19 protein-coding genes are annotated in these 20,176 nt (G+C 64.5%); 10 read left to right on the top strand and 9 right to left on the bottom strand.

The window, feature by feature from the left end:
* The first annotated feature begins 253 nt into the window (after positions 1 to 253).
* The 7 genes from K5607_RS07245 to K5607_RS07215 are packed head-to-tail and all read left to right on the top strand — an operon-like array spanning position 254 to position 6,393.
* On the top strand, positions 254 to 829 hold the full coding sequence (locus tag K5607_RS07245; RefSeq protein WP_054774755.1) for a sigma-70 family RNA polymerase sigma factor: 576 nt from the start codon (positions 254 to 256) through the stop codon (positions 827 to 829).
* A gap of 11 nt (positions 830 to 840) precedes the next feature.
* Entirely contained in the window at positions 841 to 1,200 is a 360-nt protein-coding gene (locus K5607_RS07240) for a hypothetical protein (protein ID WP_221048656.1), read from the top strand.
* Positions 1,197 to 1,700 (top strand): periplasmic heavy metal sensor, encoded by a 504-nt coding sequence (locus K5607_RS07235; RefSeq protein WP_221048655.1) that lies wholly within the window; start codon positions 1,197 to 1,199, stop codon positions 1,698 to 1,700. Before K5607_RS07240 ends, K5607_RS07235 begins: the two co-directional genes overlap by 4 nt.
* 4 nt (positions 1,701 to 1,704) lie before the next feature.
* Positions 1,705 to 3,228: a TolC family protein gene (locus K5607_RS07230; protein ID WP_221048654.1), complete on the top strand. Its 1,524-nt coding sequence runs from the start codon at positions 1,705 to 1,707 to the stop codon at positions 3,226 to 3,228.
* Positions 3,229 to 3,260: 32 nt separating this feature from the next.
* The gene (locus K5607_RS07225) at positions 3,261 to 4,448 is read left to right on the top strand and encodes an efflux RND transporter periplasmic adaptor subunit (protein ID WP_246598980.1); all 1,188 of its coding nucleotides are present in this window, start codon (positions 3,261 to 3,263) and stop codon (positions 4,446 to 4,448) included.
* 2 nt (positions 4,449 to 4,450) lie between these two features.
* Positions 4,451 to 5,170: an ABC transporter ATP-binding protein gene (locus K5607_RS07220; RefSeq protein ID WP_221048653.1), complete on the top strand. Its 720-nt coding sequence runs from the start codon at positions 4,451 to 4,453 to the stop codon at positions 5,168 to 5,170.
* On the top strand, positions 5,167 to 6,393 hold the full coding sequence (locus tag K5607_RS07215; protein WP_054773785.1) for an ABC transporter permease: 1,227 nt from the start codon (positions 5,167 to 5,169) through the stop codon (positions 6,391 to 6,393). Before K5607_RS07220 ends, K5607_RS07215 begins: the two co-directional genes overlap by 4 nt.
* Positions 6,394 to 6,554: 161 nt before the next feature.
* Here the strand turns inward: K5607_RS07215 and K5607_RS07210 are convergent, their stop codons facing one another.
* A complete protein-coding gene (locus K5607_RS07210; RefSeq protein ID WP_054773784.1) occupies positions 6,555 to 7,079 on the bottom strand; it encodes a hypothetical protein in 525 nt (174 codons plus the stop codon).
* 125 nt (positions 7,080 to 7,204) lie between these two features.
* Between K5607_RS07210 and K5607_RS07205 the strand changes: the two genes are divergently transcribed.
* On the top strand, positions 7,205 to 7,435 hold the full coding sequence (locus K5607_RS07205) for a hypothetical protein (protein ID WP_156302543.1): 231 nt from the start codon (positions 7,205 to 7,207) through the stop codon (positions 7,433 to 7,435).
* 227 nt (positions 7,436 to 7,662) lie between these two features.
* Positions 7,663 to 7,992 carry a hypothetical protein gene (locus tag K5607_RS07200; protein ID WP_221048652.1) on the top strand — a complete coding sequence of 110 codons (330 nt, stop codon included), beginning with the start codon at positions 7,663 to 7,665 and terminating at the stop codon, positions 7,990 to 7,992.
* Positions 7,993 to 8,160: 168 nt separating this feature from the next.
* Here the strand turns inward: K5607_RS07200 and sucD are convergent, their stop codons facing one another.
* The 8 genes from sucD to K5607_RS07160 all read right to left on the bottom strand — a co-directional run bounded on the left by sucD (position 8,161) and on the right by K5607_RS07160 (position 19,073).
* On the bottom strand, positions 8,161 to 9,042 hold the full coding sequence (gene sucD / locus K5607_RS07195; RefSeq protein WP_054773783.1) for a succinate--CoA ligase subunit alpha: 882 nt from the start codon (positions 9,040 to 9,042) through the stop codon (positions 8,161 to 8,163).
* Positions 9,043 to 9,048: 6 nt separating this feature from the next.
* Positions 9,049 to 10,221 (bottom strand): ADP-forming succinate--CoA ligase subunit beta, encoded by a 1,173-nt coding sequence (sucC, locus tag K5607_RS07190; RefSeq protein WP_221048651.1) that lies wholly within the window; start codon positions 10,219 to 10,221, stop codon positions 9,049 to 9,051.
* A gap of 150 nt (positions 10,222 to 10,371) precedes the next feature.
* Positions 10,372 to 11,340, bottom strand: coding sequence for an HpcH/HpaI aldolase/citrate lyase family protein (locus tag K5607_RS07185; RefSeq protein ID WP_054773782.1), 969 nt, complete (start codon positions 11,338 to 11,340; stop codon positions 10,372 to 10,374).
* A 233-nt stretch (positions 11,341 to 11,573) separates the two neighbouring features.
* Positions 11,574 to 14,138 carry a CHASE domain-containing protein gene (locus K5607_RS07180; RefSeq protein ID WP_221048650.1) on the bottom strand — a complete coding sequence of 855 codons (2,565 nt, stop codon included), beginning with the start codon at positions 14,136 to 14,138 and terminating at the stop codon, positions 11,574 to 11,576.
* 153 nt (positions 14,139 to 14,291) lie between these two features.
* The gene (gene yoaA / locus K5607_RS07175; RefSeq protein WP_221048649.1) at positions 14,292 to 16,193 is read right to left on the bottom strand and encodes a DNA repair helicase YoaA; all 1,902 of its coding nucleotides are present in this window, start codon (positions 16,191 to 16,193) and stop codon (positions 14,292 to 14,294) included.
* On the bottom strand, positions 16,190 to 16,657 hold the full coding sequence (locus K5607_RS07170) for a tetratricopeptide repeat protein (RefSeq protein WP_221048648.1): 468 nt from the start codon (positions 16,655 to 16,657) through the stop codon (positions 16,190 to 16,192). The genes yoaA and K5607_RS07170 overlap by 4 nt, the downstream gene beginning before the upstream one ends.
* A gap of 182 nt (positions 16,658 to 16,839) precedes the next feature.
* Positions 16,840 to 17,334 carry a hypothetical protein gene (locus K5607_RS07165; RefSeq protein ID WP_221048647.1) on the bottom strand — a complete coding sequence of 165 codons (495 nt, stop codon included), beginning with the start codon at positions 17,332 to 17,334 and terminating at the stop codon, positions 16,840 to 16,842.
* A gap of 134 nt (positions 17,335 to 17,468) precedes the next feature.
* Positions 17,469 to 19,073, bottom strand: coding sequence for an alginate export family protein (locus K5607_RS07160; protein ID WP_082411689.1), 1,605 nt, complete (start codon positions 19,071 to 19,073; stop codon positions 17,469 to 17,471).
* 331 nt (positions 19,074 to 19,404) lie between these two features.
* Between K5607_RS07160 and modA the strand changes: the two genes are divergently transcribed.
* A complete protein-coding gene (gene modA, locus K5607_RS07155) occupies positions 19,405 to 20,166 on the top strand; it encodes a molybdate ABC transporter substrate-binding protein (RefSeq protein WP_054774383.1) in 762 nt (253 codons plus the stop codon).
* Positions 20,167 to 20,176: the final 10 nt, after the last annotated feature.

The raw sequence follows: 20,176 nt of genomic DNA, 5'->3' as shown, positions 1-20,176 counted from the left end.
CGGCGCCACGGCGCCGCGCGCGTCTAAAAGGCCGGGGGGCTTCGCGGCAAGGCCGCTGACGCGGGCCCGAGAAAACCCGCCGCAAAAAAATTCGCCGATCGGCGTAGGGTTTACCGAAACGGCCACGTATAAGATCAGCAAGTAACCAGCGCCGCGGCGAAACAACGCCGGCCGGTCGCCGGGACGAATCCCCCTGCGGCCTTGGGCGATCCCTATTCATGTTTTGCCAAGCGAATCCAAAAACCCCAGCGCCATGCTCCATGCACAACCCGCCGAAGCCACCGCCACGGACGAAAAACTCATGGGGCAAGTCGCGCAAGGCGACCGCGCCGCCTACGCCCAACTGGTGAGCCGGCACGTGAACCGTGCTTACGCCCTGGCGCGGCGTATCGGCAGCCGGCCAGCGGAGGCGGAAGAAGTCGCGCAGGAGGCGTTTTTGCGGGTGTGGACGCACGCGACGCAATGGTCGGAGGACAAGGGCCGCTTCAGCGCATGGCTGTCGCGCATCGTCACCAATTTGTGCATCGACCGCATGCGCCGCAGCGAGCATGCGGCCGTGGCGTGGGAGGAAGCGGCCGAAGCCGTCGCCGATCCGTCCGTGGACCTGGAAAGCGATTTGCACCGCCGCCAGCTGGCGCAACAGGTGGCGGCCGAGGTGGCGCGCCTGCCGGACCGGCAAAGGATGGCGCTGAGCTTGTGCCACTACGGCGGGGTGAGCAACGCCGACGCGGCGGACATTCTGGGCGTCAGCGTCGGCGCCGTGGAAGCGCTGCTGGTCAGAGCCCGGCGCACTTTGGCGCAGCGGCTGCAATCGTTGAATCGACTTTAGGAGCGTTGTTTATGTTGGCGACCTTGTTTAGACGTTGTTTTTTCCACCGCCCTCCTCTCGACCAACGGGCGTTGGATCGGGCGTTGGCGCTGTGGCAAGTGGAATCCCCCGGCCCCGAACTGGCGAGCCGCATCCTCGCCGAAACCGCTTCCCTGCCGCAATTGCCCCGACCGCCGGCGCCGATTGTCCCGAGGGAAGCGCGCGGCATCCCGCTGTGGCCCTCCCCGCTGCTGTGGCCGGGGGCCGCGGCGTTCGCCCTGGCAGTGCTGCTGGGATACATGGCGGCTTCCCACGGCCTGGAATTCGCCAACGACGATGCCTTGAACATGGCCGAAGCAGCCGCACTACAAGAGGATTTCGGCGACCTATGAAAAACATCACCCTGACGCCCCGCGCCGCCACGGCCATATTGTTCGCGTCGTTGACGCTCAACCTGTTTTTGCTCACCTGGGTGGGCGTCGGCCTGTTGCAGAAACGCCCGCACGCGCCGTGGCTATCGCTGGAATCCATCGAGGAGCGCTACGCCGCCCGCTTGAGCGATAACGACGCAGCCGTCTTCCGCCGCGCCTTGGAAGCGCACAAAGCCGAACTGGCCGCCCGTATCGACGCCAGCCGCGAGACCCGCGCCGCGGTGCGCCAGACGATGCAAGCCGAACCTTTCGACCCCACGCGCCTGGAAACCGCTTTCGCCGACAGCCGACGCGCCATGTCGGACTTCCAGCAGGCCTTGCAATCCCTGTTGCTGGACACGGCCGGCAAGCTGTCGGCCGACGGCAGAAAGCGCTTGTCCGAACACGCCCCGCATGCCGACAGCGGAAACGCCCGCCCCATCCCAACCCGCGCAGCCCCGAATGACGCTTCCGTACGCTGACCGAATGACGCCTCCTCTGCCGAAAAACCGCTTGCGCCCCTTGGGCTTGGCCGCCGGGCTGGCTTTGCTGGGCAATGCCGCCTGGGCGGACGAATCCTTTTGGCCGGCCGACCCGCTCGACGCCGGCGCAACCGTATCCGCCACGCCGGCGCGGGCCGGCGCCGGCGGCAACGAAACCTGCCTGTCCGCGCCGACCGCCGGCGGCCAGGCCTGGAGTTTGCTCGACGTGGTCAACCAAGCCCTGTGCCACAACCCGCAAACCCGCCAAGCCTGGGCCAACGCCCGCGCCCAAGCGGCGTTGCTGGGCACGGCCCTGGCCGCATACTCGCCGACGGTGACGGCATCCGGCAGCGTCTCCCACGGCAAGGGCAATATCGGCGGCAATTCGCAAAATTCGCTGCTGTCCGGCCAAAGCTCAAGCTTCGGTTTCAGCAGCAGCAGCAGCACCAGCAGCGCGGGCGGATCGCAGACGACGCAGACCCGCGCCACGCCCATGCTCAGCGTCAACTACCTGCTGTTCGACTTCGGCGGGCGCGACGCCAAGGCGGAAAACGCCCGCCAAGCGTTGGAAGCGGCCAACTGGAGCCACGCGGCGACGCTGCAAACGGTGCTGTTCACCGCCATCCAGGCGTATTACCAGGTATTCGCCACCCAGGAAGCGCTGGCGTCGGCGGAAACGGCGGAAAAATCCGCCGCCGCGGCGTTCGAAGCGGCCAAGTTCCGCCACGAAGTGGGGGCGGCGGCCCTGGCGGACCAGCTGCAAGCGCAAACCGCCTATGCGCAAACCAAGTTCAACCGGCAAAAAGCCTTCGGCGACGCGCAAAACGCCCTGGGCGTCCTGGCCAATACGCTGGGGCTGGACGCCGATACGCCCATCCGCGTCGAGCCGCCCGCCCAAGCGCAGCCGGACGACGGCTGGCAGCGCAACGTGCACGCCTTGATCGAGGAAGCCAAGGCCGCCCGGCCGGAACTGGCGGCGGCGGAAGCCCAGGTGAAAGCGGCCGAAGCCGGCGTCGCCAGCGCCAAGGCCGGCGCCATGCCCAGCGTGTCCTTGGTGGGCAACTACGGCTATACCGAATCCAGCGCCTATCAGGGCATGCAGACCTGGGCGGTGGGCGTGCAGCTGAGCGTGCCGCTGTTCACCGGTTTCGCCAATACTTATCAGATCCACAACGCGGAGCAGCAGGTGGCGGCGCAGGAAGCCAACCGGGACAAGATCCTGCAGTCGGTGGCGTTGGACGTGTGGCGCGCCTACCACGATCTCAACACGGCGCGGGAAACCTTCCGCAGCAGCGCCGACCTGCTGGCCAGCGCCACCCAATCGGAAAAAGTCGCCATGGGCCGTTACAAGGCCGGGGCCGGCAATTTCCTGGATTTGCTCAGCGCCCAGGCCAGCTTGGCGTCCGCCCGCTTCCAGCACATCCAGGCCCGCTACAACTGGCACATCGGCAAGGCCAAACTGGCTCAAGCCCTAGGCCACCTGGACCAGGCGGAAGCGGAAACCGCCGCGCCCCCCACCGTCAATTAAGCTAGCCCACGGTTTCAATAGCAAGGTTTTCCATGTCGCGATCCAAACTCGTCATCCTCGCCGTCCTGCTGCTCGTTCCGGCCGCCCTGGCCTTGTGGTTCTACCGGCAGCCGCCTTCGGCGGATTCGCGCTACCGCCTGGTTCGGGTCGAACGGGGCGACATCAAACAGACCGTGTCGGCCAACGGCACGTTGAACCCGGTGGTGCTTGTCAACGTCGGCACCCAGGTGTCCGGCACGGTCAAGGTGCTGAAAGCCGACTTCAACGATCGGGTGGAGGCCGGCCAGGTTTTGGCCGAACTGGATCCGCCGCTGTTCCAGGCCGCCCTGGCCCAAAGCCAGGCCAACGTCGCCAACGCCCAGGCGTTGCTGCGGCTGGCGCAAGCCAACGAAAAACGCATCCGCGCCCTGTTCCAGCAGGATTATGTCGCCCGCGCCGACCTGGACCAGGCCACCCAGGCACTGGACGCCGCCCGGGCGCAGGTGGCGCTGGCCGAGGCGCAGACCCGCCGCGACCAGACCAATATGCGCTACAGCGTCATCGTCTCGCCGGTATCCGGCGTAGTGGTGTCCCGCAACGTGGACATCGGCCAGACCGTCGCCGCCAGTTTCCAGACGCCGACCCTGTTCACCATCGCCCAGGACCTGAAGCGCATGCAGATCGACACCGCCGTGGCGGAAGCCGACGTGGGCGGGGTGCGGGTGAACCAGGCGGTGAGCTTCAGCGTGGACGCTTTCCCCGAACGCAATTTCCGCGGCGTGGTGCGGCAGATCCGCCTCAATTCGCAAGTGCAGCAAAACGTGGTGACCTACGACGTGGTGATCGACGTGGACAACCAGGACGAAGCGCTGCTGCCGGGCATGACCGCCTTCGTCAACATCGTGGTGGCGGAAAAACGCAACGTGCTGCGCCTGCCCCAGGCGGCCCTGCGCTACAAGCCGGCCGGCGAAGCGCCCGCGGGCGGCCGCAAGGAAGGCGGCGGGAAGAAGCCTCAGGGCGGCGAAAAAACCGTCTATCGCCTGCAAGACGGACAGCCGACGGCGGTGCCCGTGCGCCTCGGCATCGGCGACGGCAAATTCGTCGAGCTTACGGAAGGATCGTTGCAGGAAGGCGACAACCTGGTCGCCGAGGAACTGCAGCCACGCAAGCCAGGCGACGCTCCCGCCGCCGGAGGGCAGCCGGGCGGAGCCGGCGGCGCGTTCCGCATGAGGATGTTCTAACCGTGTCCCGCCACCTCATCCAGGTCGCCGACCTCAGCAAGCACTACGTGCTGGGCGACGGTCAGGCGGTGCCGGTGCTGCGCGGCCTCAACTTCACCATCGACGCCGGCGAATTCGTCGCCGTCATGGGGCCGTCCGGCTCGGGCAAGTCGACGCTGATGAACATTCTCGGCTGCCTGGACGTGGCGGCCGCAGGCGGCTATTACCTGAACGGCGCCGATACCGGACGGCTCGGCCCCGACCAGCTGGCGCAATTGCGCAACCGGCTCATCGGCTTCGTTTTCCAGGGATTCAATCTGCTGCCGCGCAAGAACATCCTCGACAATGTCGCCCTGCCCTTGCTGTACGCCGGCGTCGGCCGGGCCGAACGGCACGAGCGGGCCTTGGCGCTGCTGGAGCAGGTGGGCCTGGCCAACCGCGCCCACCACCGTCCCAACCAGCTGTCCGGCGGTCAGCAGCAGCGCGTAGCCATCGCCCGCGCCTTGGTCAACCGGCCCAAGCTGGTGCTGGCGGACGAACCCACCGGCAATCTGGACACCCACACCGGGGAGGAAATCATGGCGTTGTTTTGCGACCTCAACCGCGCCCAAGGCATCACCGTGGTGCTGGTGACCCACGAGCCGGACATCGCCCACCACGCCCAGCGCCTGATCCACGTGGTCGACGGCGTCATCGACGCCGACGGGCCGGTGGCGAGCATCCTGGGAGCGCCGCAGCCATGAACCTGAGCAGCGTATTGAGCGAAGCCCTGCAGGCCATGGGCGCCAACCGCCTGCGCACCGGCCTGACCATGCTGGGCATGATCATCGGCGTCGGCGCGGTGGTGCTGATGCTGGCGGTGGGCCAGGGCGCGCAGGCCATGGTCAGCGAATCCATCGCCAGCATGGGCAGCAACCTGTTCATCGTGCTGTCGGGGTCGTCCACCTCCTCCGGCGGCGTGCGCATGGGTTCCGGCACCACCCCCACCCTCACCCTCAACGACGCCCAGGCCATCGCCGAGCTCCCCGACGCGGCCGGCGTGGCGCCCAACCTATCCAACACCACCCAGCTGGTGTACGGCTCCAACAACTGGACCAGCGTGGTGGCGGGCACCACGCCCAGCTACATGGCGGTGCGCGATTGGCCGCTGGAGCAAGGCGAAGCCTTCAGCGACGCCGACGTGCGCTCCTCCACGCGCGTCGCTTTGCTCGGCCAGAGCGTGGCGAAAAACCTGTTCGGCGCGGAAAATCCGGTGGGCAAGACCCTGCGCATCAAGAACAGTCCGTTCCAAGTGTTGGGCGTGTTGTCCGCCAAAGGCCAAAGCCTGGACGGCCGCGACCAGGACGACACGGTTCTGGTGCCCGTGACCACCGCCCAACGGCAATTGTTCGGCAACCAATTCCCCGGCATGGTGCGGCATATCATGGTCAAGGCCGCATCGCCCGAAGCCATGCCACGGCTGGAGAAAGCCATGACGGAACTGCTGCGCATCCGCCACCGCATCCGCCAAGGACAGGAAGGCGACTTCACCATCCGCAACCTCACCGCCCAGGCCCAGGCCGCCGCCAGCACCACCAAGGCCATGTCCCTCATGCTCGGCGCCATCGCTTCGGTGTCCTTGCTGGTGGGCGGCATCGGCATCATGAACATCATGCTGGTGTCGGTGACGGAGCGCACCCGGGAAATCGGCATCCGCATGGCCATCGGCGCGCGCCGCAACGACATCCTGCTGCAATTCCTGCTGGAAGCCCTGCTCATCTCCCTGGCCGGCAGCCTGATCGGCGCGGGGCTGGGGGTGGCCGGCGCTTGGCTCGTCAGCCGCACGGCGGATACGACGGTGGTGGTGACCCTGTGGTCCATTTTGCTGGCCTTCGGCGTGGCCGCGACGGTGGGCGTCTTTTTCGGCTACTATCCCGCGCGCAAAGCGGCCTATTTGCGCCCGATCGAAGCCTTACGTTACCAATAAGCCGAGGATATCTTAGGAACTAAGCCACCGGTGCGCACGGCCATAATATTAGGCACTAATACCGCCGTCTTCGGCCTGAAACCCGCCTTAGGAACTAATAATTTTGCCTGTACAACCCGCCGGCCAGCGCGTATTAGCCACTAAGATATTCCGCCCTATGCCTAATCGTCGTCCTTGTAACCGGTGGAACGGCTCATGGCCCACAAAATCATCCGTTCGCGGTACTCCTCGTCCACATCGCTCAACGGCGACTCGGCGATTTTGCCGTCACCAGACCTCGAATTAGTCACTAAGGCGTCATCGGCGGACGGCGGCGCGTCCGAACGCCCGCCGTTGCGATGCAAATCCAACAAATACTCCACCGCCTGATTGAGGGTGTAACCCTTGTCCGCCGCCAACGCCATCAAGTCGCCGTATAGCGCTTTCTTAAGGCTAAGCCGCTGCAAACCTTGGGAACACTTGCGTTGATAGAGCGCGTTACGGCAGCGCAGCTGGGCGTCCTGGGAAGCGTATTCGTCCAGCCAAGCGTTGAGCGCCGTCGCGTCCGCGGCGTCCTGCAAAGCCGTGCTCGCCGCCGCCAGCCGATCCTGAGCAACTAAGGCCTGCCCGTGCCGATCCGGCTCCAGCAACAACCGCCGGAAATAGGCGTGGACCCAGGCGAAATTGTCGTCGTTTGCCAATTCCATCGGACTATCCCCTCACCCGCGGCCGATTAAGCGGACGCCTAGGCTCCGTCCGGCCAACTCGTCGCACACGCCGCTGGGGACGAAACCATTGAATAAAATAAGAACGAACTTATCCACTGATACCCTTGACAAGCCGCAAGGCGCTGAATTTCGCCCATGCCACCGGAGAAATCCATTCGCCAATCCGCGCGCGCGACATGTTTACCATGGTTTTTCAACACCTTAGAAAATCTTTCTACAAACCGTCCGATGTCTGGCAAGTTTCTGCTCAATCCAATGGAAGCCGCGCCACCACGCCATCCCGCGGCGGAACCCACAACCTTATCCACAGGTTCTTCCACTGTTTTTGTGGATGAATAACTCCCAGCGACAAACGCGCCGAGCAACGCACGACGCTCCCCGTCGCGGCGGCCTCAAACCATAACGCGCGATGAGGCCTGCGGCGGCTATCAGGCCCATGCGACGACCATGCAAGGCCCTCGCTGCCAATCGGCAAATTTCCGGCCAATCCGCCGGAGGCCGCGCCCCGTCTGGCCTCGAGCCAAAACCCACAACGTTATCCACAGACTCTTCCACGATTTTTGTGGATGAGCGTCGTTTCGATGGCGCCTGGCGCTATGGTCTCAGCGTCGCGGAGATAGCGCCGTCCCTCCCCCTTAAACCGATTTATCCACCGATGAACTTGACAAGCATCACATTAGCAAAAATTGCCAAAAAGCTAACGGGCCGCGACGGGGAGGATCCCTCGTTCGCACGCTTTTTTGCGCTGATTCAACAAGTTGAAAAAAGCTGTTTTAAAAAAACCTTCGTCCTGGCAACTTTCCGATCAATCCCTCCAAGGCCGCGCCAGCCTTGGCCTTGCTGCCGAACCCACAGTTTTATCCACAGCTTCATCCACGGTTTTTGTGGATGAATGAACCGGCGTCCCTTGAGGAAACCCTGAACAAGTCCTTCCTGAACTTGCCAGAGATCGGGGCGACACATCCCTGTATCGCAGGAAGCGCCGATTTAATCCGAGCTTCCTAAACAAAACGGCACGCCGAAGCGTGCCGTTGTTTGCCCATAGGACTGAAGCGGCGGCTTACAAGCCGTTGTCCTTCATGGCTTTCTGGATCACCTGGCCGATGTGGGCCGGATTGCGCGCCACATACAGTCCCAGGGCCTCCATGGCGTCCATTTTGGCGCTGGCGGTATCCGCCTCGCCGGAAATGATGGCGCCGGCGTGGCCCATGCGGCGGCCCGGCGGCGACGCGATGCCGGCGACGAAGCCGATCACCGGCTTCTTCATGTTCTCCTTGGCCCAGCGGGCCGCGGCCACTTCCTGCGGGCCGCCGATCTCGCCGATCATTACCACCACGTCGGTTTCCGGATCGTTTTCAAAGGCCTGCAACACGGAAACGAAGTCCATGCCGTTGACCGGATCGCCGCCGATACCGACGGCGGTGGTCACGCCCAGCCCCAGGGCCGACAACTGCTCGGTGGCCTCGTAGTTGAGGGTGCCGGAGCGCGACACCATGCCGACGCGGCCTTTCTTATAGATCTGCGACGGCATGATGCCGACCTTGCACTCGCCCGGCGTGATGATGCCCGGCGTGTTGGGGCCGATGATCAGCGCGTCCTTGCCGACGCGGTAGCGTTGCAGCTTGACCATGTCGTGCACGGGAACGCCGTCGGCGATGGTGACGGCCACTTTGATGCCGGCGTCGATGGCTTCCATCAAGGCGTCGGCGGTGAAGGGCGGCGGCACGAACACGCCGGATACGTCGGCGCCGGTGGCGGCCACGGCTTCGGCCACGGTGTCGAACACCGGCAGCCCCAGGTGGGTGGTGCCGCCCTTGCCCGGCGTAACGCCGCCGACCACGGTGGTGCCGTTTTTCATGGCGTCCTGGGCGTGGAAAGTGGCGTGCTCGCCGGTGAAGCCCTGGAAAATGACCTTGGAGTTTTTGTTAACGAATACGCTCATGGATGCTTACCCTTTTGCCGTTGCCACGGCCTTGGCGGCCGCGTCGTCCAGGTTTTCGGCGGTGATGAACTTGAGGCCGGATTCGTTGAGGATCTTTTTGCCTTCCTCCACGTTGGTGCCGGCCAGGCGCACGATCAGCGGCACCTGGATGTTCAGGTTGTTGCACGCCTGGATCAGGCCTTCGGCGATCCAGTCGCAGCGGTTGATGCCGGCGAAAATGTTCACCAGGATGCACTTGACGTTGGGATCTTCCAGCACGATGCGGCAGGCGTTGGTGACTTTCTGCGGCGAAGCCCCGCCGCCCACGTCGAGGAAGTTGGCCGGCTCGCCGCCGTGCAGGGTGATGGCGTCCATGGAAGCCATGGCCAGGCCCGCGCCGTTGACGATGCAGCCGATATTGCCGGACAAGGCGATGTAGTTGAGGCCGTGGCTGGTGGCTTCCACTTCCTTGGGGTCTTCTTCCGCCAGGTCGCGCAGGTCGACGATGGCTTTTTGGCGGTACAGACCGTTATCGTCGAAGTTGAGCTTGGCGTCCAGGGCGATGAGTTGGTCTTCCCCGCCGTTGTTGACCACCGCCATGGGGTTGATTTCCACTTGCAGGGCGTCGTGGGCCACCATGCAGTTGTAGGCGCCTTGCAGCAGCTTGACTGACTGGCTGACCAGCTTGCCTTTCAAGCCGATGGCCACCGCCACCTTGCGGCATTGGAACGGCATCAGGCCCACGGCCGGGTCGATGGTTTCCTTGATGATTTTTTCCGGCGTGGCCTTGGCCACCTCCTCGATATCCATGCCGCCTTCGCTGGAAGCCATGATGGTGACGCGCTGCGTGGCGCGGTCGATCACCATGCCCAGGTAGTATTCCTTGACGATATTGCTGGCCTGCTCCACCCAAACGCGCTGGATGATCTGGCCTTCCGGGCCGGTTTGATGGGTGACTAGGTGGGTGCCCAGCATGGCATCGGCGGTTTTCTTCACGTCGGACAGGGTATCGACCACCTTGACGCCGCCGGCCTTGCCGCGGCCACCGGCGTGAATCTGGGCTTTCACCACCCATTTGGAACCGCCGACTTCTTGCGCGGCCGCGCCGGCTTCCGCTTCGGAAAAGGCCACTTTGCCGGCCGGCACCGGCACGCCGAAGGACTTCAGCAATTCCTTGGCTTGATATTCATGAATATTCACGGATTCTCTCCTCGTTTTTCACTGTAGGGTGGGTTAGGCGCGCCTTCTCTAACCTTGCGGTTGCAAAAGCGTTGCCGCGCGCCGTAACCCACCGAATGCCTAGGCCGGCGGGTTACGGCCTGCGGCCTAACCCGCCCTACGCGTGGGCTGTCAGCCCGCCCGGCGCGACTCGATTTGCTTCATCTGCCGCACCACGTTCTCCGCCATGCGGATGGAAGCGGCGTCGATCAGGCGGCCGTCCAAAGACACGGCGCCCTTGCCTTCCTTCGCGGCCTTTTCCATTTCCTCCAGAATGCGCTGGGCGCGGGTCACTTCTTTTTCCGTGGGAGTGAACACCTCGTTGGCCAGGGCCACCTGGGACGGATGGATGGCCCACTTGCCTTCGCAGCCCAGGGCGGCGGCGCGGCGGGCGGCGGCCATGTAGCCTTCCGGGTCGTTGAAATCACCGTAAGGGCCGTCGATGGGGCGCAGGCCGTAGGCGCGGCAAGCCGCCACCATGCGGGAGATGATGAAATGCCACTGGTCGTTCCAGTGGTATTCGCGCTTGCCCGATTCGTCCGGGTCGCTCAGCATGACGTATTCCGGATTGGCGCCGCCAATGTTGGTGGTGCGGGCACGGACTGATGCGGCGTAGTCGGCCACGCCGAACACCATGGCTTCCATGCGTTCCGGGCAGGCGCGGGCGATTTCTTCCACGTTGGCGCCGCCCATGGCGGTTTCGATCAAGACGTGGATGTTAATTTGCTTGTAGCCCTTGTAGGCCTCGATCTGCGACAGCATGGTGGCGACGAAGTACACGTCGGCGGCGCTGCCCACTTTCGGGATGAGGATGGTGTCCAGCTTGTCGCCGCAAGCTTCGACCACGTCCACCAGGTCGCGGTAGGCGTAATGGGTGTCCAGGCCGTTCATGCGGATGGACACGGCGCATTTGGACCAATCGTAGTTTTTCAGCGCGTAGATGATGTTTTCACGCGCCTTTTCCTTGTCGTCCGGGGCGACGGCGTCTTCCAAATCCAGGAAAACGAGGTCGGCGCCGGCGTCCGGCGCTTTTTCCAGCATGCGGGCATTGCTGCCGGGTACGGCGAGTTCGCTACGATGTAATCGGTCTTTTACGGCCATTGTCTGCCTCTATGGTTGTCATTGCAGCAGCGCCGTGACCGGCTTTCTGCTCCCCACGTGAACGCACGCCGCCCCGGCGCTGCTGACAGCGCCCGGGCGGCCTATTCACGGCAAAGTCCCTAATTATACTGCAACAACGGCCCAATTCGATGCGTTTCCGTCGCAACAGGCGGGGAAAATGCTCCTTTTGCAAGCAATGGCGCGGCGCGACGGGGCGCCGCGGCGGGGGTGATTCAGGCCAAAAATCGGTCGATCGCAGTCAGAAAACTGCCGACGTGTATGGGTTTTTCCAGGTAATCGCGAAACCCGGCGGCCTTGGCCCGTTCGATGTCCCGCTGCATGGCATTGGCGCTGACGGCGATGACCGGAATGCCGGCGGTTTCCGGCGAAGCGGCGAGGACCTCGAGGATTTGGTAACCGTCCATGCCGGGCAACGAAATGTCCAGCAGAATCAAGTCCGGCCTGTGCCGACGCGCCAGCACCAGACCCGACTCGGCTTCGCCGGCCGTCAGCAAACGGTAGCTGGGGCGGCGCTTGGCGACGATGTGCTTGACCAAGGCCACATTGATGTCGTTGTCCTCGATATAAAGCAGCGTGCGCCGCGCATGCCCGCCGACAGCCGCGCCGGAATCGTCGCCGGGATTAACGCCGCCGCTCGGCGACGGCGCCCGCCCGCACGGGATATCCACCCAAAACGTGCTGCCGCGTCCAAGCTCGCTCTCCACGCCGATTTCGCCGCCCATCAAATCCACCAGGCGCTTGGTAATGGTCAAGCCGATGCCGGTGCCCTCGATGGCGCTGCCTTGCGCGCCCAGGCGGTTGAACGGCTCGAACAGCTGGCCTTTGCGTTCCGGCGGTATGCCCGGCCCCGTGTCCGTCACGCTCAAACGCAACATCCGCCCCGCGCCGGGACGGCAAGCGACGGTGACGCTGCCGCCGGAGTGGTTGTATTTGATGGCGTTGGAGACCAGGTTGAGCAGCACTTGCTTCAGCCGCATGCGGTCCGCGCGCACGAACACCGTCCCCGGCTCCAAAGACACGAAATGCAGCCCCACGCCGTGCCGGTTCGCCAGCGGCAGGGACAAGTCGCGGCAAATATCCAGTATGGCCTGCATGTCCAGGTTTTCTAAATCCATGTCCACGCGGCCGGCTTCGATCTTGGCGAAATCCAGCACTTCGTTTATCAGCCGCAGCAAATGCTCCCCGGCCTTGCCGATGGTGCCGATGTACTCGCGCTGTTCGTCGCTCAAGCTGGCGTCGTATTCCAACAACTGCGAAAAGCCGATGATGGCGTTCAAGGGCGTGCGCAATTCATGGCTCATGCTGGAGAGGAATTCCGACTTGGCCCGGTTGGCCCGCTCGGCCTCTTCCTTGGCCGCCATTAATTCGATTTCGGCCCGCTTGCGCGCGGTGATGTCTTCGGAAATTCCCAGCAAGAAACGCGGCCGGCCGCCGGCATCGGGCACGGCGGCTTTGATGGTGTGCAGCACCAGCGGCCCATGGGCGGGGGAATCCAGCGGCTCCTCGGCAATCTCCACATACCCGCCGGCCTGAATGACGGCCTCGTCCGCCGCGCGAAACCGGCCCGCCTGCTCGGCCGGGAAAAAATCGTAGTCGCCGCCCCCGATCACCTTTGCGGCGGGCAAGCCGAAGATCTTCTCGCTGCGGGCATTCCACAAAGTGAAGCGGAAACCGTCGTCGGCGTCCTTGCAAAACAGCGCCACCGGCAAGTGCTCCAACACCAAGCGCAGGAATTGCTCCTTTTCCCGCAGGGTCACGGTCATCCGGCTCGCCAACCGTTCGGCCCTCCCCCGCAGCGAAGTGAGCGACCAAGTGATCAAGAACAGCAAGACGCTGATGCCGATCCCGCCATTGCCGATCAAGACCGCTCTTTGATCCCGCTGGCTCGCCTCAAAGCCCGGCTTGGAACGCACCGTGAGCGTCCAGGCACGCCCGGCGAACTCGATCGACAAACTCCCGGCGAACTTGCCCCCCGGCTTATGCTCCTCTTGCTCCGGCGAACCAGCGCTGCTGAACATGAGATTTTGCGGGTCCGTTGCGCCGGCGTCGTAAACCGCGATAGACAAGTCCTCCGGCTGCTCGCCCAAAATACCGGCCATCAAGTCGTTCATGCGAAACGGCGCATAGACCCAGCCGAGCAGATTTTCGCGGCGAGCCTCGACGCCGTCGAGAAGCGGGCCGTGGCGATAAACCGGCAAATAGAGCAAAACACCCGCCTGCCCCGTTTGCTCCGTTTCCTGCACCAGCCGCACTTTGCCGGACATGGCGGCCACGCCGAAATCCCGCGCCCGCTCCATGGCGGCCCGCCTCGTCGGCTCGCTGTACATGTCGTAGCCGAAGGCGCGCAAATTGAGGTGCTCGAACGGCTCCAGATAGACGATGGAGGTATAAAGATCGCGTTCGCCGTCCGGACGGATGGCGTAGTCCGGATATCCCTCCCGCCGAACGGAGGCGATGTGGGCAGCTTTGTCCTGCGGCCTGACCAAAGCGGCGAACCCCACGCCCTGGATACCCGGATAACGCTCGGCCAGCTTCAGCGCGTCGATATAGCGGCGAAACTCCACCCGCTCCACCGTCCGCGAGGCGCTGAACAAGCCGTTGGTGCCGCGCAACACTTGCTCGTAAGTCTGCATGCGATGCACGAGGCGGGCGGCCAGATCGCGCACGCGGAAATCGAACACCGCCTGCGCCCGCTGAATTTCAGCCTTTTGCGCCCCTTGCCACAGCATCCACGTGATGCCCAAGCCGGCGCACAACACCAGGCAAGGCAAAGCCATGCCCCAACGCAAGCTGGGTGCGGAAGCCGACGGGGTCGCGGTGGGCGATGACAAAAGGGGGTTCCGGAACAACGCCATGGGGAAGCGGGTATTCTAAGCAAAAAAGGCGCGCCCCGCTGGCACGCCGGGAACGGCGCGGAATCTCGCTACGGCCTAGAAGAATCGCTGCACGTCCTCCAAGCGCCGGGTCACGGGCATGGGCGGCAGGCTGTTGAGAAACACCCGGCCGTAGGATTTGGTGCGCAGGCGCGGGTCGCACAGCATCAGCACGCCGCGATCGCCGACATCGCGAATCAGCCGTCCGGCTCCTTGCTTCAAGGCGATCACCGCCTGGGGCAGTTGCAAGGCGACGAAGGGCTCCACGCCGCGCCGCTTGAGGGCGTCGATGCGCGCCTTCAGCACCGGGTCGCCCGGGGAAGCGAACGGCAGCTTGTCGATGATGACGCAGGACAGCGCCTCGCCGCGCACGTCCACCCCTTCCCAGAAGCTGGCGGTGGCCAGCAGCACGGCGTTGCCGTCGCGCTTGAAGCGCTCCAGCAACGCCCCTTTCGGCTGCGTGCCCTGCACGTACACGGGATAAGGCAGCTGCCCCTCCAGCAATTCGGCCGCCTCGTTCATGGCCTGGTAGCTGGTGAACAGCAAAAACGCCCGGCCCCGGCTGGCTTGCAGCACCGGCAAAGCGGCCCGCACCACGGCCTGGGTGTAATTAGGGTCGGAGGTGTCCGGCATGCCGGCCGGCTGGTACAGCAAGGCTTGGCGCTGATAATCGAACGGGCTGTCCCAACTGTGGGCTTCGGCCTCCCCCAGTCCTAGGCTGTGCTGGAAATGCTCGAAGCGTTTGGCCACCGCCAGGGTGGCCGAAGTGAACACCCAAGCCCCGCCGAAACCCGCCATGAACTGGCGGAACTGGCTGGCGATCTCCAACGGCGTGCGGTGCAAAGCGAAGCTTTTCGGATAGGTCTCGAACCAGCGCACCCACTCGCTGTCCTCGTCGTGCAGCAGGGTTTGCAAATGCTCCATCAGCTCTTCGCAGCGACTCCAGCAGGACTCCAGTCCCTTGCTGCGCTCGGCCGCTTCGTGCAGCACCAGGCCCAGCCCTTCCAAGCGTTCCTGCAAACCGGCCAGGCCGTTCATGACGACCTCGTTGGCCTCCAGCTCCGACCACGGCCCGCGCCGCAACGCCGGCCCGAACGACGGACGCAGGTCGCGCACCCACTGCTCCAGTTGCTCCGCCTCCCGTTGCAGCTCGCCCATGTCGCCGGCGTTGTTGCGCTGTTCCAGCAGCACGTCGCGGGCCAATTCCACCAAGCGCCGGCCGCTGACGCTGATGCCGAGGAATTGCGTGGCGGTTTCCGCCAATTGGTGCGCCTCGTCCACGATCACCGCGTCGGCGCCGGACAGCAACTCGCCGAAGCCGGTCTGGCGCAAGCGCCACTCCGCGCACAACAAATGATGGTTGATGACCACCACCTGCGCCTCCTGGGCCTGGCGGCGAGCCTTGAGCAAGAAGCATTTGTCCAGCTCGGGACAATCCTGCCCCAGGCAGTTGTCGGCGGTGGAAGTGACGCTCAGCCACACCAGGGCGTTTTCCGCCACGCCGGTCACTTCGGCGATGTCGCCGCTGCGGGTGCGGCCCGCCCAGGCGCGCACGGTCTCGTAGTCGGCCAAATCGGAACGGTGGGCGTGCAGCTCATAGCCTTGGGAAACGGCCAGCCGGTGCGGACACAGGTAATTGGCGCGGCCTTTCAGCAAAGCCGCCTTGAACGGCTTGTGTAGCGCCTTGCGCAACAAGGGAATGTCTTTGTGGAACAGCTGGTCCTGCAAGTTTTTAGTGCCGGTGGACACCACCACCCGCTGGCCGGACAGTACGGCGGGAACCAGATAGGCCAAGGTCTTGCCCGTGCCGGTGCCGGCCTCCGCCACCAGCGTCCGGCGACTTTGGATAGCCGCCTCCACCGCCTGAGCCAGTTCCAGCTGCTGGGAACGGGGCGCATAGCCATCCAGCGCGGCGGACAAGGCTCCGCCGTCGGAAAAAATATCTTCCAGGGAACTCAAGGTTGGCCGGCCGCCCGACGCTCCGCCGCCGTTGCGCCCGCCTCGTCGCCCAAGCGGCGCTTGGCTTGGGCGATCAAGGCCCAGTTCTTCTGCACCAGCTCTTGGTCGGAACCGGCCAGCAGCTTGGATTTGAGCGCCAGGTCAACGGCCATCTGCGGCTTCTCCTGCTGCAAGCGCAGTTCGGCCAGGCGGTACCACAAAGTCGCATTGCGCGGCTGCATGCGCACGGCGCGTTCCAAGGTGGCCGCGGCCCCTTCCAGATTGCCCGCCTCCCGTGCCGTCTGGGCTTCGTCCATGAGCGCCACCACCGCCGACGAAGGCGCCGCCGCGGGTTTTTGCGCAGGCCGCACCGGCGGCGCTTTGGATGCCCCGGCCGGGGGTTTGGGCGGCTTCACCTCCGGCGCGGGCTGGGCCGGCGGCACCGGCGCCGTGCTGGTGCACCCCGCCAACAGCGCTGCGAGCAACCCAACGACAGCCGCTCGCCGAACCCAAACCGCACCGCCACCCCGCACAGCCATGCCTTAACCCCGTTTGTTGAAATCGCCGGCCGCGCCATAAGGCGCGGCAAACGGCCACTCTACCCCGCCACGGCAAAACAAGGCAACCGGGAAACGTCCGGAAAACACCGCAACCCGCGCCGTCGAACCTAAAAATCCCACTGCATCCTGGCTCTTACGGTATCGGGGGCAACGCGGCCCACGTCCGCGGCGTCCATCACTTTTTCGTAATCGGCGCTGAACCCCACGTTGGGCGCGGCTCGCCAACTCAAGCCCATGCCGACTTTGCGCAGCCGCTGCATCAGCGCCGCGTCGTTCAGGTCCCCCACCAGCGCCGCCCCGGCGCGGCGCTGGCCGGGCTCTTCCACTGGCGCCGCGCAGCGGCTTAGGCACAAATCGAAGGCGCGCTGCCCCGGCTTGCTCGGTTCGACCCGCGGCGCATCGTCCTTGGCCCGTTCCGGCGCCAGCGCCCCGAACGCCTGTAGAGACGACATCCGCCGATCCATTTCCGCTTGATAATCCCAACCGGTGCGCTCGGCCAGCGATAATTTTTGACGCCCGCCAAATTTCCGGCACTCCCCCGGGGCGGCGAACAGCGCCAAACCGACCAAGGCGAAAACCATAAACCCCATGCGCGTTTTCATGACCGTTACCCCGCAATGGCAGCCATTGGATAGGTCCGCGACGTTTTTGCGTCGCTCGCCCATTCGGAGCAAGGTCGGTGCCAAGCGCAGCGATACGGCGATAGGTCAGGAGCGGCGCGGGGGCAACGACGGGCCTAAAATCTCACCAAGGACTGCACGTAGAAATAATCCACATCCTGCTTATCCCGCGGCGCGGCCACGGCGGCGGCCGTGCGGGTGGCCGGAGAGGTGACGGCGTTGCGCGCGAACTCGCCCTTGATCAAGTGCGTCCAGCCGGTTTCCAGCGCCAGATTGGAACTGACGTCCCAGCGGGTGGACGCCTCGATCAAATGGCCGACGAAATCGCCGGATTTACCGGTGGCGTCGCGCAAGCCGGTCCCCACCCACTCGTCCTTGCGGTCCGCCAGCCACACCAGGCGATGGCCGACGAAAGCCGTCACGTCGTCGCGGGGCGCCAAGAACACGCGGTAGCCAGGCGAATTGACGTTGCCCCGCGCCACGGCGCCGAAAATGCCGGTGGGGTTGAAATCCGCCCGGCGCACGCCGTAGAGGGTGTCGAAACGGCCGTTGACGCCGTCCCGGCTGCTGTGGTCGCCGCTGGCATAGTCGTACATGGCCATGAAGCGGGGCGACCAGGGCAAATCGAAGGTGTAGCCGGCCTCGACGTGCTGGAACCAAGCCTGGTTGCTTAGCGTCTTGCGGTCGGTGGCCGCGGTGGTGGCGTGGGAGTTACCGACCTGGGCGATGGTTTCCGCCTCGAAGTCGAACTGATCCTTGGCCGGCTTGCGGTAGAAGCGCACGCCGGGGGTGAACAGCTCGCGGTCGGCGGTCAGCACGCCGGGACGGTCCGCCTCGTTGAGGTAATACAGGTAGGCTTCCGCGTTCACTTTGTAGGCCACGTCGAACCATTCCGCCATGCCGCCGCCCAAATAGGCGCGGTAGGCCTCTTCGTCGAAGCGGTGGCGGCCGTTCATCAGATCGGCGCTGGCGGTGGGGAAACGTTCCACCGGCTGCACGCCGAACAAGCGCAGCTGCCACTTATCCTTGTTGTCGCGGAAACGGAACAGCGCGCCGGTGAAGCTGTTGACGGCGTTGCGGAACACGTTGCGGCCGATCAAGCGGCGGCTGCCCATATCCAAGGTCTGGCGGCCCAGTTTCACCTCCATGTCCACGCCGGATTCGGCGACGTTTTCGCCGGACCAGGCGCCGTAGATTTGCAGGAAGTCCGCTTCGTTCACCTCGGTGTTGTTCAAGTTGACCGCCCTGCCCCCACTGAAGCCGATCTCGGAGCCGCTGTCGGACAGGAACTGGCGGGCGTCGAGAAATTCCACGCCGGCGCGGAAGCCGTTGTGGCGCAGCTCCAGCCACGCGTCGGTCTGCATGGGCAGGGCTTGGTCGCCGCCGACGCCGTTGGCGCGGAACTGGCCGTCCATGCTCTCGTAGCGCAGCCGGTTTTCCACGGAGAAAGACACCCAATCGGGTAGCCCCAAGGCGTCGTGGAGGTTGTATTCCGGCGCATAGGGGTTGCGCTTGCCGATCCAATCGTCCTGCACGGCCGCTGACGCGCCGAAAGCCGGCCGGACGGAAGGCTTGGGCTTGTCGGCCTCGGCCGCCGCAAGCGGGCCGCCGCTCAGCAGCAACAGCAACGCCGAAATTCCGGTCAGCCCGGCCGGAGCGAACCCGCCCGCCCCATCTTTGCACCCATTCAAAACCAACTGGCTAGGTAGTCTCGTTGTCATCGTTTCCCCCCACACAGGATTTCCAATCGAACCGCTCCGCTAAGCTTAGGCGCTGCCGACGCGTCGTCGTGTTAGCAACAGCCGCCCGACAATGTCGTACAGCGCACAAAGAAAAGTGCCCTTGAACGCCCTTCGCTATCACTATGGCGTTATAACGTAGAGCACCACAACGGCTTGAATACAACATTCGGGCCAACGCATCGCCGCTGGCCTGAATCATGCTGCGACTACGACGCTAGCGCAATATAGTGTACGTTATAGCGATACCCAACGGCATAACCGCCGTGCGCCGGCCCATTGACCTCGACACATTCACCGCAGGAGTCCATCCATGAAACACTTACAACTCGCCCTGTTCGCCCTGGTCGTCGGCCTGGCGCCCCAAGCCGCCGTCCAGGCCGCGGAAACCACCGTTTTCGCCGCCGCCAGCCTCACCAACGCCTTGACCGAAATCGCCAAAGCTTACGAAAGCGGCAGCGGCGACACGGTGAAAACCTCCTTCGCCGCCTCCTCCGCCCTGGCGAAGCAAATCGAAAACGGCGCCCCCGCCGGCCTGTTCATTTCCGCCGACCTGAAATGGATGGACTACCTGGACGGCAAAGCCAAAATCGACAGCAGCTCCCGCGTCAACCTGCTCGGCAATAGCCTGGTATTGGTTGCCCCCAAAGGCCGCGGCTTCCCGGTGAAACTGGAAAAAGGCGCCAACCTGGCCGCCGCCTTCGACGGCAAATTGTGCACCGGCGAAACCGCCTCGGTGCCGGTGGGCATTTACGCCAAGGAAGCTTTGCAGAACTTAGGACTATGGGACGGCATCCAGTCGCGCCTGGTGGGCACCGAGGACGTCCGGGCCGCGCTGGCCTTCGTCGAACGGGCCGAATGCGCCGCCGCCATCGTCTACGCCACCGACGCGGCCGCCAGCGGCAAAGTGGAAACCGTCGCCGAATTCCCCGCCGACAGCCACGCCCCCATCGTTTACCCGGCGGCGCTGCTCAACCAGACTCCGGCCAGCAAGGCGTTTTACGACTATCTGCGAGGGGATGCCGCGGCAGCGGTGTTCCGTAAATACGGCTTCACACTGTTGGGCGGAAAGTAACGGCGCCCCA

Origin of the sequence: Methylogaea oryzae, assembly GCF_019669985.1 — a bacterium.
GTDB lineage: Bacteria > Pseudomonadota > Gammaproteobacteria > Methylococcales > Methylococcaceae > Methylogaea > Methylogaea oryzae.
Note: the sequence above shows the minus strand (reverse complement) of the source record. Positions and strands in the feature narration are given on the sequence as shown.